Annotated in this window: 12 protein-coding genes and 1 pseudogene; 8 read left to right on the forward strand and 5 right to left on the reverse strand. The window is 62.2% G+C overall.

Annotated features, from left to right (window positions below; all coding sequences use genetic code 11):
• Nucleotides 1-64: 64 nt before the first annotated feature.
• Entirely contained in the window at nt 65-982 is a 918-nt protein-coding gene (locus BN1188_RS19195; protein ID WP_052469382.1) for an alpha/beta hydrolase, read from the forward strand.
• Here the strand turns inward: BN1188_RS19195 and BN1188_RS19200 are convergent.
• Nucleotides 967-1,797 carry a response regulator transcription factor gene (locus tag BN1188_RS19200; RefSeq protein ID WP_040263185.1) on the reverse strand — a complete coding sequence of 277 codons (831 nt, stop codon included), beginning with the start codon at nt 1,795-1,797 and terminating at the stop codon, nt 967-969. The two genes, BN1188_RS19195 and BN1188_RS19200, sit on opposite strands and share 16 nt — an antisense overlap.
• Nucleotides 1,798-1,923: 126 nt before the next feature.
• On the opposite strand from BN1188_RS19200, the gene BN1188_RS19205 reads away from it, so the two are divergent.
• The 5 genes and pseudogenes from BN1188_RS19205 to zigA all read left to right on the forward strand — a co-directional run bounded on the left by BN1188_RS19205 (nt 1,924) and on the right by zigA (nt 7,257).
• A complete protein-coding gene (locus BN1188_RS19205) occupies nt 1,924-2,742 on the forward strand; it encodes a carbon-nitrogen hydrolase family protein (RefSeq protein WP_040263187.1) in 819 nt (272 codons plus the stop codon).
• 118 nt (nt 2,743-2,860) lie between these two features.
• Nucleotides 2,861-4,186 (forward strand): APC family permease, encoded by a 1,326-nt coding sequence (locus BN1188_RS19210; protein WP_040263188.1) that lies wholly within the window; start codon nt 2,861-2,863, stop codon nt 4,184-4,186.
• Nucleotides 4,187-4,326: 140 nt separating this feature from the next.
• Nucleotides 4,327-5,097, forward strand: a pseudogene (locus tag BN1188_RS22380) (MCP four helix bundle domain-containing protein); the annotation flags it as partial.
• Nucleotides 5,098-5,226: 129 nt separating this feature from the next.
• Nucleotides 5,227-5,955: a methyl-accepting chemotaxis protein gene (locus BN1188_RS22385; RefSeq protein WP_408633634.1), complete on the forward strand. Its 729-nt coding sequence runs from the start codon at nt 5,227-5,229 to the stop codon at nt 5,953-5,955.
• A gap of 87 nt (nt 5,956-6,042) precedes the next feature.
• Entirely contained in the window at nt 6,043-7,257 is a 1,215-nt protein-coding gene (gene zigA, locus BN1188_RS19220) for a zinc metallochaperone GTPase ZigA (RefSeq protein ID WP_052469383.1), read from the forward strand.
• Between the two features lie 43 nt (nt 7,258-7,300).
• On the opposite strand, the gene BN1188_RS19225 is transcribed toward zigA, so the two are convergent.
• Genes BN1188_RS19225 through BN1188_RS19235 form a run of 3 tightly spaced genes read right to left on the reverse strand, consistent with a single transcriptional unit; the run spans nt 7,301 to nt 10,519 of the window.
• The gene (locus BN1188_RS19225) at nt 7,301-8,578 is read right to left on the reverse strand and encodes an NAD(P)/FAD-dependent oxidoreductase (protein WP_052469384.1); all 1,278 of its coding nucleotides are present in this window, start codon (nt 8,576-8,578) and stop codon (nt 7,301-7,303) included.
• A gap of 26 nt (nt 8,579-8,604) precedes the next feature.
• A complete protein-coding gene (locus tag BN1188_RS19230; RefSeq protein ID WP_040263193.1) occupies nt 8,605-9,552 on the reverse strand; it encodes a dihydrodipicolinate synthase family protein in 948 nt (315 codons plus the stop codon).
• 40 nt (nt 9,553-9,592) lie between these two features.
• Complete coding sequence (locus BN1188_RS19235; protein WP_040263194.1) at nt 9,593-10,519, reverse strand: 4-hydroxyproline epimerase; 927 nt, start codon at nt 10,517-10,519, stop codon at nt 9,593-9,595.
• A gap of 213 nt (nt 10,520-10,732) precedes the next feature.
• Between BN1188_RS19235 and BN1188_RS19240 the strand changes: the two genes are divergently transcribed.
• Nucleotides 10,733-11,506: an AraC family transcriptional regulator gene (locus tag BN1188_RS19240; protein ID WP_084596290.1), complete on the forward strand. Its 774-nt coding sequence runs from the start codon at nt 10,733-10,735 to the stop codon at nt 11,504-11,506.
• A 120-nt stretch (nt 11,507-11,626) separates the two neighbouring features.
• On the forward strand, nt 11,627-11,761 hold the full coding sequence (locus tag BN1188_RS22140) for a hypothetical protein (RefSeq protein ID WP_267904448.1): 135 nt from the start codon (nt 11,627-11,629) through the stop codon (nt 11,759-11,761).
• A gap of 26 nt (nt 11,762-11,787) precedes the next feature.
• Here the strand turns inward: BN1188_RS22140 and BN1188_RS19245 are convergent, their stop codons facing one another.
• Nucleotides 11,788-13,080: a tyrosine-type recombinase/integrase gene (locus BN1188_RS19245; RefSeq protein WP_187375339.1), complete on the reverse strand. Its 1,293-nt coding sequence runs from the start codon at nt 13,078-13,080 to the stop codon at nt 11,788-11,790.
• Nucleotides 13,081-14,222 lie beyond the last annotated feature (1,142 nt).

Raw genomic sequence — 14,222 nt, forward strand, 5'->3', positions numbered from 1 at the left:
CTTGCCCTTACGAATCAATGGCTCTGGCACGCGGCCTGCCCAGAGCCACACTGGAGCCTTCGCCATGTCCAGCGCCCCCTATGTGCCCAACCCCGATCTGCTCGCTTATGCCCGGCAGGGGCGCGCCAGCTACCGTGGGATGATCCCTCGGGCGGGCACGCCTGAGCCCGTCGCCGAGGTTCGCGAGCTGAGCATTCCGGCGGGGCAGCCCGAGCGGCGAATTCCGGCGCGACTGTATGTTCCGGCTGCCGCCGAACGCTCCAACGCGGGGCCCATGGTCCTGTTCTTTCATGGCGGCGGCTTTCTTTGTGGCGATCTGGATACCCATGAGGCCATGCTGTGCGCCTTGGCCAACCGTAGCGGCGCGCCGGTGCTGTCACTGGACTACCGCTTGGCGCCGGAGTCGCCATTCCCGGCGGGCCTGGAGGATTGCCATGCCGCGCTCTGCTGGCTGGCCGAGCACGCCGCCGACTTGGGTGCCGACCCGGCGCGTCTGTTCCTGTGCGGGGACAGCGCCGGCGGCAACCTGGCGGCTGCGGTCTGTCTTCTGGCGAGGCAGCGCGGCGGCCCTCAGGCTGCGGGTCAGGTCTTGTTCTACGCGAACCTCGATGGCAGCTGTGATACCCCTTCCTGGGCCGAGCTGGGGAACCGCTACTTTCCTACCAGGGCAGCCATGGAACTGACGCTGCGCTGCTACCTGCCGGGGCCTGTAGAAGATCGGCTGCAGCCTCTGGCCGCGCCCTTGCGCGCTGAGCTGAGCGGGCTACCGGCCGCCCTGGTGATCACGGCGCAGCTTGACCCCCTGAGGGATGAAGGGCAGGCCTATGTCCGCAGGCTCATGCAGGCCGGCGTCTTCGCCCGTCATGTGGAATGCCCTGGCATGGAACACGGTTTCGTGCAGTTCTATCAGGAGCTGCATAATCTCGAGCAGGGCCAGCGTGCCCTGAGCGAAGCCGCGCGCTTCATTCAGGGGGAGAACTGACTGTCACCGCTCTCGCTCTGTGCCTGCAGGAAGATGGAAAACAGCTCAGACTGGGACTTTATGCCCAGCTTGCTGTACATGTGCTTCTTGTGAACACGCACAGTCTCGGCGGAAATCGCCAGCTTGCGCGCGATTTCCTTGCTCGAGCATCCGCTCAGCATCAAGCGGCCCACCTCCAGTTCCCGCGCCGTCAACTGCGCGCCTCGACTGCGCTGTACCGAAGCTTCCAGCTGCACACGCCAATCCAGCACATCGGCTCGCGCATCCTGGGCCGTGCCGTCAGCCTCGGCGCGTTCATGGGCCATTCGCTGGCGCATCAGGGCCAGGACCCAGGGCTGTATGAGGGTAAGCAGGGAAAGCTGCGCGGGTGTGTATGGCCGCTTGGCCCCAAGGGACAGGCAAAGGGTAAGGTCCGTGTCTAGTTGACAATTGAACTGCACCTCGTCGGCGACCACGTTCAGGCGGAAGTAGCGTTGGTAGTACTCGGTGAGTTCGAAGTGTTCGGGCGCGACCTCCGCCAGGCTGACCAGCCCGCTGCGAGTGCCTTCCCGGCTCGCGCCGTAGAAAGGGTCCAGCAGATACAGCCCGTGCAGGTAATCTTGGAACAAAGCATCGGCGCCCCCGTCTTCCGTGGGCGATTCGGCGAACACCAGGGGCTTGGCCGCAGATGAAAACTGCAACGCCACCCAGCTATCGAATGGCACCTGCTGGCGAATGAGGCGCACCAGGTGCGCCCAGAAATTGGGCCGCTCCAAAGCCTCGATCAATTGCCCTATCGCCCGGTGCCAGGCCATGTCTTCGAGCGAGACGCTCATCGAACTACCCTCAATGGGGTACCCCAGCTGCGGAATACCCCGTAAACAATGCCGGCGCGCATACTGCAGCACCGTTCAAAGGCTCGCTAGCGCTTTCGCACAGCCAGCCTCGCCTAAGGAGCTTTCATGAAGGTCGAACTTGCCCAGCTGGCGGGTCAGGATAATGTCACGGCCCATAACCTCAAACAGGCCCTGGCGGCCATCGAAGCCTGCGCGCCCGACACCAGCCTGATCGTGTTCCCAGAAACCCATCTGATGGGCTTCCCCTCTGCCGAGACCGTGGCCCGGGTTTCCGAGCCAGTGGACGGCCCAAGCGTCGGCGCCATTCAGGCGGCCGCCAAGGCGCGCAACCTGAGCGTTGCCATCGGCCTGGCCGAAAACGACCGCGGCCGTTTCTATAACACCACCTTGTTGATCACCCCGGAAGGCGTTGCCCTGAAGTACCGAAAGACACACCTATGGGCATCCGACCGAGGCGTATTCAGCTCGGGTGATCGCTACGTGACCTGTCTTTGGCAGGGCCTGCGGGTGGGGCTGTTGGTGTGCTATGACATCGAATTCCCGGAGTCTGCCCGGGCACTTGGCCAGTTGGGCGTTGACCTGATTCTGGTCACCAACGGAAATATGGACCCATACGGACCAACCCATCGCACGGCCATCATGGCTCGGGCCCAGGAAAACCAGGCGTTCGCCTTGATGGTGAACCGGGTAGGTGAGGGCGACGGCGGCCTGGTGTTCGCCGGGGGCAGCGCCTTGGTCGATCCGCTCGGGCGCCTGTTGCACGAAGCCGGGCGGGAGTCGTCTCAGTTCACAGTGGAACTCGACCTGGCCCAGCTGGCGCTCGCTCGCCGGGACTACCGCTATCTGGAAGACCAGCGGTTGCGCTTGCCAGGCGCAGTGATCGAACACACGGATGGCCGCCGCGAGCTGATGATCCCTGCCTGAGTAGGCGTTGCCACTTGTGGGCGGGCGGCCCCGCAAAAGGTTAGAACAAGAACATGTCCGCCCCCGTTGCTTGAAACACCCTCTGCCATAACACCTATAATTTCGGAGTAAGTCGCTCATGGCTCGTTTGCAACCTACCCTCTCTCTGGGGTCGGTGGTGCTGTTCGGCATCGCCTATATGACGCCCATCATCGTGCTCGGTACTTTCGGCATCCTGGCCCAGGCCACCGGCGGGCGAGTGCCGGCAGCCTATTTGGCGGCGCTGGTGGCCATGCTCTTCACGGCGATGAGTTATGGCCGCATGGCCGCGGCGTTTCCGGTGGCGGGCTCGGCCTACAGTTACGTGCGCAAGGCGATCAGTCCGAAGCTGGGTTTCATAGCCGGCTGGGCGGTGCTGCTGGACTACCTGTTCCTGCCCATGGCCATCTGGCTCATAGGCGCGGCCTACCTGGGCTCGGCCTTTCCTTCGGTGCCCCAGCCGGTGTGGGTGCTGGCGTTCATCCTGGTGACAAGCGCCATCAACATCGTAGGGTTGAAGCTGGCCAACACGGTCAATGCCCTGTTGATGGCGGTCCAGTTCTTGGTGCTGGCGGCCTTCGTGGCGCTGTGCATCCATTACCTGGGCGGCGACCCTCGCACGCCGCTGTGGTCCCTGGCCCCCTTCACCAATGGGGATCTTCAGCTGCCGATGATCATGAGCGGCGCCGCCATTGCCTGCTACTCCTTCCTGGGGTTCGACGCCGTAAGCACTCTGACCGAGGAAACCCGCGACCCGCGGCGCACCATTCCCAAGGCTATCTTCCTGATTACCTTGGTAGGCGGGGTGATCTTCCTGGGCGTCTCCTACTTCGTTCAATTGGCACACCCGGGAGATCAGTTCAGCAGTGTGGACTCGGCGGCCTACGAGATCGCCCGCAACATTGGCGGCGACCTGTTCGTCAGCCTGTTCCTGATCGGCCTGGTGGTCGGGCAGTTCGCCTCGGGACTTTCGGCCCAGGCCAGCGGTTCTCGATTGCTCTATGCCATGGGCCGCGACCGGGTGTTGCCGGCCTCGATCTTCGGCCGCATGAGCGGACGCTTCGGCACGCCCGTGAACAGCATCCTGCTCTGCGCCCTGGTGGCACTCCTGGCCCTGAAGCTGGACGTGAGCACCTCAACGTCCTTCATCAACTTCGGCGCGTTCCTGGCGTTCAGCCTGGTTAACCTGGCGGTGATCTTCCACTACTGGATAGCCGGCAAGGCACGCGGCGCTCGGGCATTCGTCGTGTTTCTGATATGTCCGCTGATGGGCTTGGTGGCAGACCTTTGGCTGATACTCAGCCTGGATAAGCTGGCTGTGATGCTGGGTGCGGTCTGGCTGGCGCTGGGATGTGTCTACCTCGCGTGGCTGACGGGTGGTTTTCGTCGCCAGCCACCGGAAATGGACTTTCAGGAAGCCATTTGAGCAGCGCAGCGGCGGGCCTAGAAAAGTAGTAATTGCTTACAAATCCCTGCCCTCACGTGGACGCCGGCCTGGTCGAAACATTGGAGAGGAGCGGAGCAGGGGCTCGCTCTGTATTGACCAAGCTGTTCATGGAGGATGGGATGAGCCTTCGTTCACTCAATATAGGGCCGCGCTCGGCGTTGTTCTTCGGGTTGATGTGCTTGCTGCTGGTGTTGCTGGGGCTGGTCGCTTTGCGACAAGCCAAGGTGCTCGATGAGTCCGAGCGGTTCGTTGAGGAAAACGTAGTGCCGAGCATGCGCGTGCTGGGCATCCTCGGCCAGGAATTCGCGGAAATACGGGGCAACAATGCGCGCCTGCGCAACCTTGGCGAGCCGGTTGAAGCCCGCACCAAAGCCAGCGCCGACGTGCGACAGAACCGTGCCCACATCGAGCAGGCCCTCCAGCAGTTGGAGCAACTGATCGTTACGCCGCAGGGCCGCAAGGGGCTGGACGAACTCAAGGCGCTGTCGCGTGGCTACGACGTCCACCTCGACCGCTACGCCGCCCTGGTCACCCAGCAGGACATGGCCGCGGCCACTGCGCTATCGGCCGGCGAGATGCGTCAGGCCGCCGAGCAGATAGATGCGACGCTGACGCGCCTGCTGGAGGTCAATACCAAGAAGGCAGCCGATGCGGGCCTGGCAGCGCGCGCAGCTTATAGCCAAACCATCGCCCTGGTCGTGGGCTTTATCGTTGTAGGGGTACTGCTGTCCATCACCCTGGCGGTACTGTTCACCCGTAGCCTGACGCGTCCGGTGCGGCAGGCGCTGCTTGCGGCTGAGCGCATCGCCAGCAATGACCTGAGCCAGGACATTCAGATCGAGGGCCAGGACGAACCCGCGCGGATGATGGCCGCCATGGCGAACATGCAAGAAAACCTTCGCGGGGCCGTCACCCTGATCGGTGATTCCGCCACCCGACTGGCGGCGACCTCAGAGCAGATGCACGCGGTAACCGAAGATGCAGCCGGCGCGCTGCAGCGGCAAAACGGGGAAATCGAAATGGCCGCCACCGCAGTGACGGAAATGAGTGCGGCGGTGGATGAGGTCGCCGGCAACGCTGCCGCCGCTTCCGATGCCGCGGGCCAATCCGCCCAGGCTGCGCTCAATGGCCGCACTCAGGTCAGTGAAACAGTGGCGGCTATCACTTCCATGGTCAAAACGGTGGCGGCGACGTCCGTCAGTGTGGAGACCCTGGCCGAGAGTGCCAAGGCCATCAGCAAGGTGCTGGAGGTCATCCGGACCATCGCCGAACAGACGAACCTGCTGGCACTCAATGCCGCCATCGAGGCCGCGCGGGCCGGGGAAGCGGGGCGTGGCTTTGCCGTGGTAGCGGATGAAGTACGCGCCCTTGCCCATCGCACCCAGTCCTCGACCTTGGAGATTGAGCAGATGGTCAACGTCATCCAGTCTGGCACCCACAATGCTGTCGCGTCCATGCACCAGACCAGCGAGCAAGCCCAGCAAACCCTGCGTAAAGCCGAAGCGGCGGGTCAGGCCTTGACAGCAATTACAGCATCGATTGGCCAGATCAACGAGCGCAACTTGTTGATCGCCACCGCGGCCGAGGAGCAGGCGCAGGTGGCGCGCGAGGTAGATCAAAGCCTGGTGAGCATTCGCGATCTGTCCGGGCAGACGTCGGACGGTTCGCGCCAGACGACGATCGCCACGGGCGAGTTGTCCCAGTTGGCAACCGAACTCAGCAGCCTGGTCAAGCGGTTCAGAGTGTAAAGGTGCAGGCCGCGAAAGGGCGGGGCCAGGGATGGCCGTTAAAATTGTTATAACGTAACATATAGCTCCTTTGATGGAGCCGCTCTCATGTCCATTGTGCATCCTGGCGCCGCCAGTACTGCTGTTCGTTTACCAGTCACCGTATTGTCGGGCTTTCTCGGCGCCGGAAAAACCACGTTGCTCAACCACATTCTTGATAATAGTGAGGGACGCCGTGTTGCCGTCATCGTCAATGACATGTCCGAGGTGAACATCGACGCCGCGCTGGTGCGAGGCGGGGGCGGGGCGCTGTCTTGTACGCAGCAAGCGTTGGTGGAAATGAGCAATGGCTGCATCTGCTGCACGCTCCGTGAAGACCTGCTGGCGGAAGTCGCTCGACTGGCCCGGGAAGGGCGCTTCGACCAATTGGTCATCGAGTCCACGGGAATCTCCGAACCCTTGCCCGTGGCCGAAACCTTCACGTTCACCGATGAGCAGGGCCGCTCCCTTTCCGATGTCGCCCGCCTCGACACCCTGGTGACGGTGGTCGATGCCTGTAATTTTCTCAAGGACTATGAAAGCGATGACAGCCTTCAGACCCGAGGCGAGTCCCTGGATGAAGAAGATGACCGCGGCGTCGTGGATCTGCTGGTAGAGCAGGTCGAATTCTGCGATGTGATTGTGCTCAACAAGCTGGACCAGGTTTCATCGGCTGAGCGCGCGCGGCTCGAAGCGGTCCTTCACCGGCTCAATCCAAGGGCGCGTATAGAGCCGGCGCATTTTGGCCGGGTGCCCTTGGAGCGAGTCCTGAACACAGGCTTGTTCGATCTGGAGCAAGCCGCCGCGGCGCCAGGGTGGTTAGCCGCGTTGAGGGGGGAAGAAGTCTCGGAAAGCGACACCTATGGTATTAGCAGCTTCGTCTATCGCGCGCGACGGCCCTTCCACCCGGAGCGCTTCCATACTGCGATCAGTCAATCCTGGCCCGGCGTTATTCGCTCCAAGGGCTTCTTCTGGCTGGCCAGTCGCCCGAGCGAGGCCTGCGAATGGTCCCAGGCCGGCGGGCTGTGCCGTCACGGCCCAGCCGGGGTATGGTGGGTAGAGGTGCCTAAGGTGCAGTGGCCGATCGAGCCCGCGCAACGCGCCGCCATCGAGGCCCTGTGGGACAGCCAAGTGGGTGACGCTCGCCAGGAGCTGGTACTGATCGGCATGGACATGGACCGGCTCGCCCTGGCCGCCATGCTGGACCGCTGCCTGCTGACAGACGAGGAGATGGCCGGGGGGGCAAGCGCCTGGCAAGGGCTAACAGACCCTTTCTTGGAGTAGCGGCCTTGTGGGTAGCGGCACCAGCAGGCGAGACCAGGCACGCCTACCAGCGGTCCAGGTGGTAAGGCTCCAGCACCGCTGGGCGCGTTCCCGAACTGGCCAGCTCACCGATGAGCTCGGCGGTGATCGCCGCCTGGGTCAGGCCAAGGTGCTGGTGGCCGAAGGCCAGCAACACTTTGCCATCGGCCGCGTGGTCGATCACCGGCAAGGAGTCGGGGAGGGAAGGCCGAAAGCCCATCCAGGGTTCGGCCCCGTCGAAGTTCAAGGGCGCACGAAACAAGCCCTGGCTGAGCGACTGTAGTTGCCAGGCGCGGCGCATGGTAGGGGGGCGCTTGAGCCCAGCGAACTCCACTGTCCCGGCCAAGCGTAATCCGCCACTCATGGGCGTCATGATGAACTTGCGCTCGTATGAGGTCACCGCGAAGGGCAGACGATTGCGCTCGGCCGGCAGCATCAGGTGGTAACCACGCTCCGTATCCAGAGGGACGCTTCGCCCGGTCAAGGCTCTCACCAAGGGCGCCGAGTGAGCGCCGCAGGCGATCAGCACTCGGCGCGCGCTCAGGGCGCCCTGGTCAGTGTTCAGGGTCACGCCCGCCGGATGGACGCAGCCATCGCTGACTCGCCCGCGCAGTATTCGCGCGCCACAGGCCTGAGCGGCGCGTGCCAGTTCGTTCACCACCCGCAGCGGGTCCAGCACATGACCGGTATCTGGAAAGAACAGGCCGCCCGCAACCGTTGGCGCCAATGCCGGCGCGGCCTGCAATATCCGCGTGGCGGTCCAGGGCTCCACCTTGACACCCTGGTCGCGCAAGCGCCTTTGCAGGTCCTCAACGCCAGGCCTCGCGCCAACGAGCTCATGCATCAACAACGAGCCCTCCAGACGCAGCAGCGTCATTTGCCCGATTTCGCCAAGCAGGCGCTGCCAGGCGCCGAGGCTGCGCTCGTTCAGCGCACGCAGCCCCGCCACGGTCTGCCGGAACGGCTCAGGCCGCAGGTTCCACAGCAGGCGGCTCAGCCAGGGCAGCGCGCGGGGCAGGTAGCGCCAGTCCAGACGTAAAGGCCCCAGGGGATCCATCAGCATGCCGGGCAGGCGCCGCAGGAGGGACGCATCGGCGATGGGAAATACCTGCTCGGTCGCCAGATGCCCCGCATTGCCATAGGAAGCGCCGTGCCCGGGTGCCTGAGCATCGATCAGGTGCACCCGCAAGCCCTGGCGGGCAAGCCGCAGGGCACAGGCCACGCCGATGATTCCGGCCCCTACCACAAGCATGTCCACCTCTGGCGTCGTTTGACCATCGGCAGCGAGGGATAGCGCCGTCATATCAGGCATCCTTGGCGGCTGAAACTTCAAAGCCGGTTCTGCTCGGCGGACCAGTTGGCGTACCAGGTCCGGAAAAGCCGATATTGAATTTCGGCATAGCGACGCTGGGCATCGCTGAGCTCGTCGGTGGGGTTGAAATGCAAGCGGTAGGCCTCCTCGCCGTTGAGCACCATCAGGTATTTGTAATACAGCACCAGGTCGGCGCCTTCGTCGAAGGACGACAGCACGCTCATGGCAGCTTCCAGCTCACCCGCCAAGCGGCGGGCCTTGGCATCGCCCCGGGCTGCCTGCTTGCTGAGCGCGACCAATTGCAGCACTTCTCGAGGCAGCGCATTGCCGATGCCGGTGATGGCGCCGGTGGCGTTGCAGTTGACGAAACCGTGAACTACCTGGGTATCCACTCCGACCATCAGGGTTACCGCGTCGTCCTTGGAGGTAATGTGCTCGGCGGCATAGCGCAAATCCGCGCCACCACCGAATTCCTTGAAGCCGATCAGGTTTGGATGTTCGCGCCGCAGCTCGAAGAACAGGTCCGCCCGGGTGGCGAAGCCGTAGTAGGGGCTGTTGTAGATCACCGCCGGTAGCTGGGGAGCCGCCGCCAGCACGGCAGCGAAATGGGCTTCCTGCGCGGCGGCGGAAGCGCCACGAGACAGCACCCTGGGGATCACCATCAGCCCCTGGGCGCCCACCTTGGCCGCGTGGGCCGCATGGCTTACCGCCTCCCGCGAATTCACCGCGCCGGTGCCGACGATGGTGGGCACCCCGGCGCTCACCAAACGGGCCACACCTTCCTGGCGCTGGGCTTCGCTCAGCAACGGCCAGTCGCCCATGGACCCGCAATACACCACCGCGCTCATGCCAAGGTCCACCAGCTCACGCCCCTTGGCCACCAAGGCATCGAAATCGGGCGTGCGCTCCGCTGTACAGGGGGTCATCAGGGCAGGAATGCAACCGATAAAGATCGAAGTGTTCATGGCGAAGCCTCCAGAAGATGCAAGGGGCGGGGGAGCGCGTTCAGATGCCCCAGGCGAAGGGGTCGCTGTCATCGATAAGCAGGGTGCTGTCGGCGGTGAGGTAGGCGCGCCCGGTAATGAATGGGCGGATACGGTCGCCGTCCCATTCATAGCGCCCTTGGAACTGGCTGCCGGTGATGCTGGCCTGGACCCAGGTGTCCCCGGGCGCCAACTTACCGTCCGCGGCCAGGCACGCCAGCTTGGCGCTAGTGCCCGTGCCGCAAGGTGAGCGGTCGTGGGCCTTTCCGGGGCACATCACGAAGTTGCGGCTGTGAGCCACTTCGTCATCGGCGAACAGCTCCACGTGGTCAATCAGGCTGCCATCGTCGCCACGGATGCCCTGGGCTTCCAAGGCTTTGAGCATGGCCCAGGTATAAGCGGTAAGCGCCTCCACGTTCGCCAGGCGCAGGTCCCGACCATGATCGGCAACCAGAAAGAACCAGTTGCCGCCCCAGGCCACGTCTCCGTGAACGACACCGTAATCCGGAACTTCTGCCGCCACGTGCCGCGCTGAGCGCCAGGCAGGCACATTGCGCACCGTCACTGCGCCGTCGGCGTGCAAGGTCGCCTCAACCTGGCCCACTGGCGTGTCGACCTTATGCACGCCGGGCGCGATACGCCCCAGGTGGTGCAGGGAGGCGATCAGCCCGATGGTGCCGTGGCCACACATGTTCAGGTAGCCAGCGTTGTTGAAGAAGATCACCCCGCAGGTGGCGTCGACGGATACCGGCTCACAATAGAGCGCGCCCACCAGCACGTCGTTGCCGCGAGGCTCCAGCAGGCACGCCCTGCGCCAGCGGTCGTGTCCATGGCGCAGGGCGTCGCGCTTTTCAGCCATGGTCGCGCCGGACAACTCGGGGAAACCGCTGAGAATGAGACGGGTCGGTTCGCCGCCTGTGTGGGAATCGATGACATGAACCTGGTGCATGGGAGTGTCCGTTCGTTAGGCGCCATAGCGCAGCAAGCCAGAAAGCTATGCCGGGCGGGTTCAGCATGCCGCTCCCTCTGTTTCCGGGCTTGATGGCTTCAGGCGAAACGGATGACGAAATCGGCATAGTCCAGGCATGCGCCCCAGGCTGGACAGCCGATCGATGCTGGCTCAAGCTGGCTACCCTTCATTGAAAGGAGCCCGCCAAGCCACATGAGCCCCGCAAGCCTGAGCAAGCTGATCCATCGCATGGGAGGAGAGGGCGCGCCCAGCCTTGACGCGCTATTGGCTACCGTAGCGCCCCTTGGCCCCTTGCTGGATGTGGTGCCCAACGCCGCTATCTTCATCAAGGATGACCAGGCTCGGTATGTGCTGGCGAATCGGGCGCTGGTGGAGCGCTGCGGGCTGAAGTTCGCCCGCGAGCTACTTGGAAAGACCAGCGCGCAGGTGTTCCCGGCCCGCTTCGGTCCCGGCTATACCGAGCAGGACAAACAGGTGCTGGAGCAGGGACGCGTACTTGAAGGTCAGCTGGAACTGCATCTGTACGGCAGCCAGGAGCCTGGCTGGTGCCTGACCTACAAGTGGCCGCTGGATAACGGCAACGGCGTCATCTATGGCTTGGCAGGCATCTCCCTGGACCTGCAGACAGCGGGGCACAGTCATCCGGCCTATCAGCGCCTCGCTGCGGTGGATACCTACATTCGCGAGCACTTTTCAGGGCCCATCAGCCTGGCGACGCTCACGGACATCGCCGGCATCTCCGCAGCCCAGCTGGAGCGGTACTGCAAACGGGTGTTTCAGCTGTCCCCACGCCAGATGATCCAGAAAGCCCGCCTGGAGCACGCACGGGAATTGCTACAGGGCCGCCTGCCAATTATCGAGGTGGCGTTACGTTGCGGGTACACGGACCATAGCGCTTTCACCCGGCAATTCAAGACCTTGACCGGCTTTACGCCCAGGCACTATCGACAGGCGATATCAGGTTGAACCTTATCGCAAACGCCGTTCGTCCAGAGCCTACACCCATCACGCACTAAAAAGGGAATCAACGTAAAAGCGGCCCGGTCAAGAACTCTGTAAGCGGCAAACATTACAGAGGTAACTCCCATGACCATCGAAGCTGATACCCTGGAACAACTGACCCGCACCCTTCAACAACGTGGCCTGATGCTGGTGTCCGATATTCATTTCACCCGGGCACCTTACCGTCATAACCACCGTTGGGTCTGTATCGTCGATTGACACTAAGTCAATTATTAGCGTGCCGGTTATATCTTGACCTTCAGGTCCTTCATCGAATGCGCGCGCTGCTCATCGAGCGAGTTGTAATAAGTATTCTGCGTGGTGCTCAGACTGTTGTGTCGCAGGTCTGCCTGGAGATCCTTCATATCCCGATGCTTGGCATCGAAGGTGGCCGACGTATGCCGCAACCAATGCAGGGACGCTGAGCGTAACTGATCGATCTCGTCCTCGCTCCAGCCATCGGCTTGCATGCGAGCGAGCGAGCGGTCGAAGACCACTTGCAACAGTTGGCGTATATGCCTGTCGGAAAGTCCGCCGCGACCTTTGAGCGTGCTGATCAAGGGCGACTTCTCATGAGGCGAGGGCAGCGGTGAAAGCTGTCGGTACGTGCGGTAACGTACCAGGTAGGTTTGAACGTAGTCGTCCCGCACACTGATCTTCGCTGCCTTGTTGCCTTTGCCAACGACATGTAGCCACCAGTGGCCACGAGTGTCACGACGAAAGTCTCCCATGGTCGGTACCCAGTTATCCCGGCCTACCAGGTCAGAAATACGCAGGTACATGGCGTACAGTGTCGCCACGATGAACAAGGTTCGCTCGTGGTCAGGCTCCTCAGTCGCCATCAGCTCCGCCGTTTCGATGACGAAGTTCCATTGCAACTGAGTCAGGGAACGCGAGGCTACATCCACCGTGTTGCGCTGCTTGTACACAGATTTTTGCCGTACCGCCCTGAAGGGATTCACTTCGGTAAGCCCTTCGTCGATAGCGTACTGGAAGAAGCTGCCACAAACCGCGAACACCTGCGCGACCGACCCCTGACTCATTTTATAGGTGGGCAAGGGCAGACGCAGGTTGTGTTCGGCGGCGATCTTGCGTTCGCGCTTGGCCACGGTGGTGCTGAACGGCCGCCAGGCCGGGTTGGTTTCGTACGTATCATCGTGCTGGGCCTTACGGCCGCCACGGCGCAGGAAACGAGACTTCACTACCGGACCCACCCAATCAGCCGGAGGGTTCAGGCAAAACTCCATGAACGCTTCGGCATCGCGCCGGCGCAGCTCCAGCACTGGCTTGTTGCCCAACAGTAGGGCCCATAACAGGAGCCGCTCCACATGGGTACGGTAGGAGGTGAAAGTGGACTCGTTGCCTGCATAGGACTTTAGAAAGCCGCGCACCGCCTGGTAACTTTCTAACGGTCGCGCCTCTGGGGCGCAGCCTTCGAGAAACGTACGTACAGCGACACGCTCCGAAGCCAGGCTCATGAAGTGCAGGTCGAGAAAACGGTCGTAGGTATCGAAGAGGGGCTGAGGGCGGGTAGCCATGGGGCGGTGTCTCGGGGGGGCGGATCTGAACGTAGGTTGCCTTAAGGGAACGTAGGTTGCCTTAAGGAGGCGGCAGGGAGCAAGTCGATGTTGTCAGTTTATTGGCGGATCAGCTTCCAACCGCGAGATGCCGAGATACCAAGAAAAAGAGGGTTTAATCCTGAATGCGGTCATAATGCTGCAATATCCGGGTCTGGTAGTTATCGGATATTACATCGCTGCCGTAGTGTAAGTTCTGGTTCTTAGGAAGGGGCGAGATGCCAGGGCACCAATAGGACTTCGTTATCAAGCGAGGTACTCGATTCTCCGATATTCCGCCTCGGAACGCTAGTCCATGGGCGCAAAGCGGTTCCCTGGATATAAGCGCCTTTGCCTCCAGCTATAGTCGCATGCATGCATGCATACCTCCGCACGGCCAGCATTCAGCCTGCGCTCGAATCAGGCACAGGGCACATTGGGCGGTGAGCTTTACGGATGGCCTTTATATAAGCGCGGGAAGCCGACAGGCCACCGGGCAACCTCAATAGTCGTGCATGAATGTCTGTCACGGCGCATGGCGCCTGTGGAAATCGGCAGAATCATCACCAAGCGCACCGAGCCATGCTGAGTGCGTTGTTGCTCGTTGATATGTCGGACAAAGATCTCGACACTCCGTTGATAGGCAAGTCCGCGAACAATTCCGCCGCATGATCGCATGAGCTTTGCTGTCGACAGCATTGACGACGCTTGAGTCATTTACACGCTGTGCAGGCAATGTCTATTGAGTCGGTGTCAGGGTTGGTCAAACATTGGGGCGGGTCTTGCCGGCCGTTATCAATAAGCCGAACGTGGTGCGCGGAGGGTCCTCAAGCGTAAAGGCATTGCCAAGCTGAAAAGCCCATGTTGCAGTACAGCTTGCGGTGTCTTCCACGTGCGTACCGACAGTTTAAAATAGACATATCAGGTTACTGATAATCTACATTATGTTAAATCACGTAACTGACCTCTTGCCTTTTGCTGTCACTGCGTAGCTAGGTCGGCTTTCACACACTCATGCTTCTTGAAAGCATCTAGACCAACCGCTGCACATGGTCGTCTGCCGCATCCCTCTATCATTCTCAACTACCTAGCGCGTTCGCCAGCCTCCTAGCCCCTGGATACCG

The sequence above is a fragment of the Pseudomonas massiliensis genome, assembly GCF_000826105.1.
GTDB classification, from domain to species: domain Bacteria; phylum Pseudomonadota; class Gammaproteobacteria; order Pseudomonadales; family Pseudomonadaceae; genus Aquipseudomonas; species Aquipseudomonas massiliensis.

Coding starts and splice junctions, on each gene's coding strand:
- BN1188_RS19195 (WP_052469382.1), top strand. CDS start 65: ATGTCCAGCGCCCCCTATGTGCCCAACCCCGATCTGCTCGCTTATGCC.
- BN1188_RS19200 (WP_040263185.1), bottom strand. CDS start 1,797: ATGAGCGTCTCGCTCGAAGACATGGCCTGGCACCGGGCGATAGGGCAA.
- BN1188_RS19205 (WP_040263187.1), top strand. CDS start 1,924: ATGAAGGTCGAACTTGCCCAGCTGGCGGGTCAGGATAATGTCACGGCC.
- BN1188_RS19210 (WP_040263188.1), top strand. CDS start 2,861: ATGGCTCGTTTGCAACCTACCCTCTCTCTGGGGTCGGTGGTGCTGTTC.
- BN1188_RS22385 (WP_408633634.1), top strand. CDS start 5,227: ATGGCCGCCACCGCAGTGACGGAAATGAGTGCGGCGGTGGATGAGGTC.
- zigA (WP_052469383.1), top strand. CDS start 6,043: ATGTCCATTGTGCATCCTGGCGCCGCCAGTACTGCTGTTCGTTTACCA.
- BN1188_RS19225 (WP_052469384.1), bottom strand. CDS start 8,578: ATGACGGCGCTATCCCTCGCTGCCGATGGTCAAACGACGCCAGAGGTG.
- BN1188_RS19230 (WP_040263193.1), bottom strand. CDS start 9,552: ATGAACACTTCGATCTTTATCGGTTGCATTCCTGCCCTGATGACCCCC.
- BN1188_RS19235 (WP_040263194.1), bottom strand. CDS start 10,519: ATGCACCAGGTTCATGTCATCGATTCCCACACAGGCGGCGAACCGACC.
- BN1188_RS19240 (WP_084596290.1), top strand. CDS start 10,733: ATGAGCCCCGCAAGCCTGAGCAAGCTGATCCATCGCATGGGAGGAGAG.
- BN1188_RS22140 (WP_267904448.1), top strand. CDS start 11,627: ATGACCATCGAAGCTGATACCCTGGAACAACTGACCCGCACCCTTCAA.
- BN1188_RS19245 (WP_187375339.1), bottom strand. CDS start 13,080: ATGGCTACCCGCCCTCAGCCCCTCTTCGATACCTACGACCGTTTTCTC.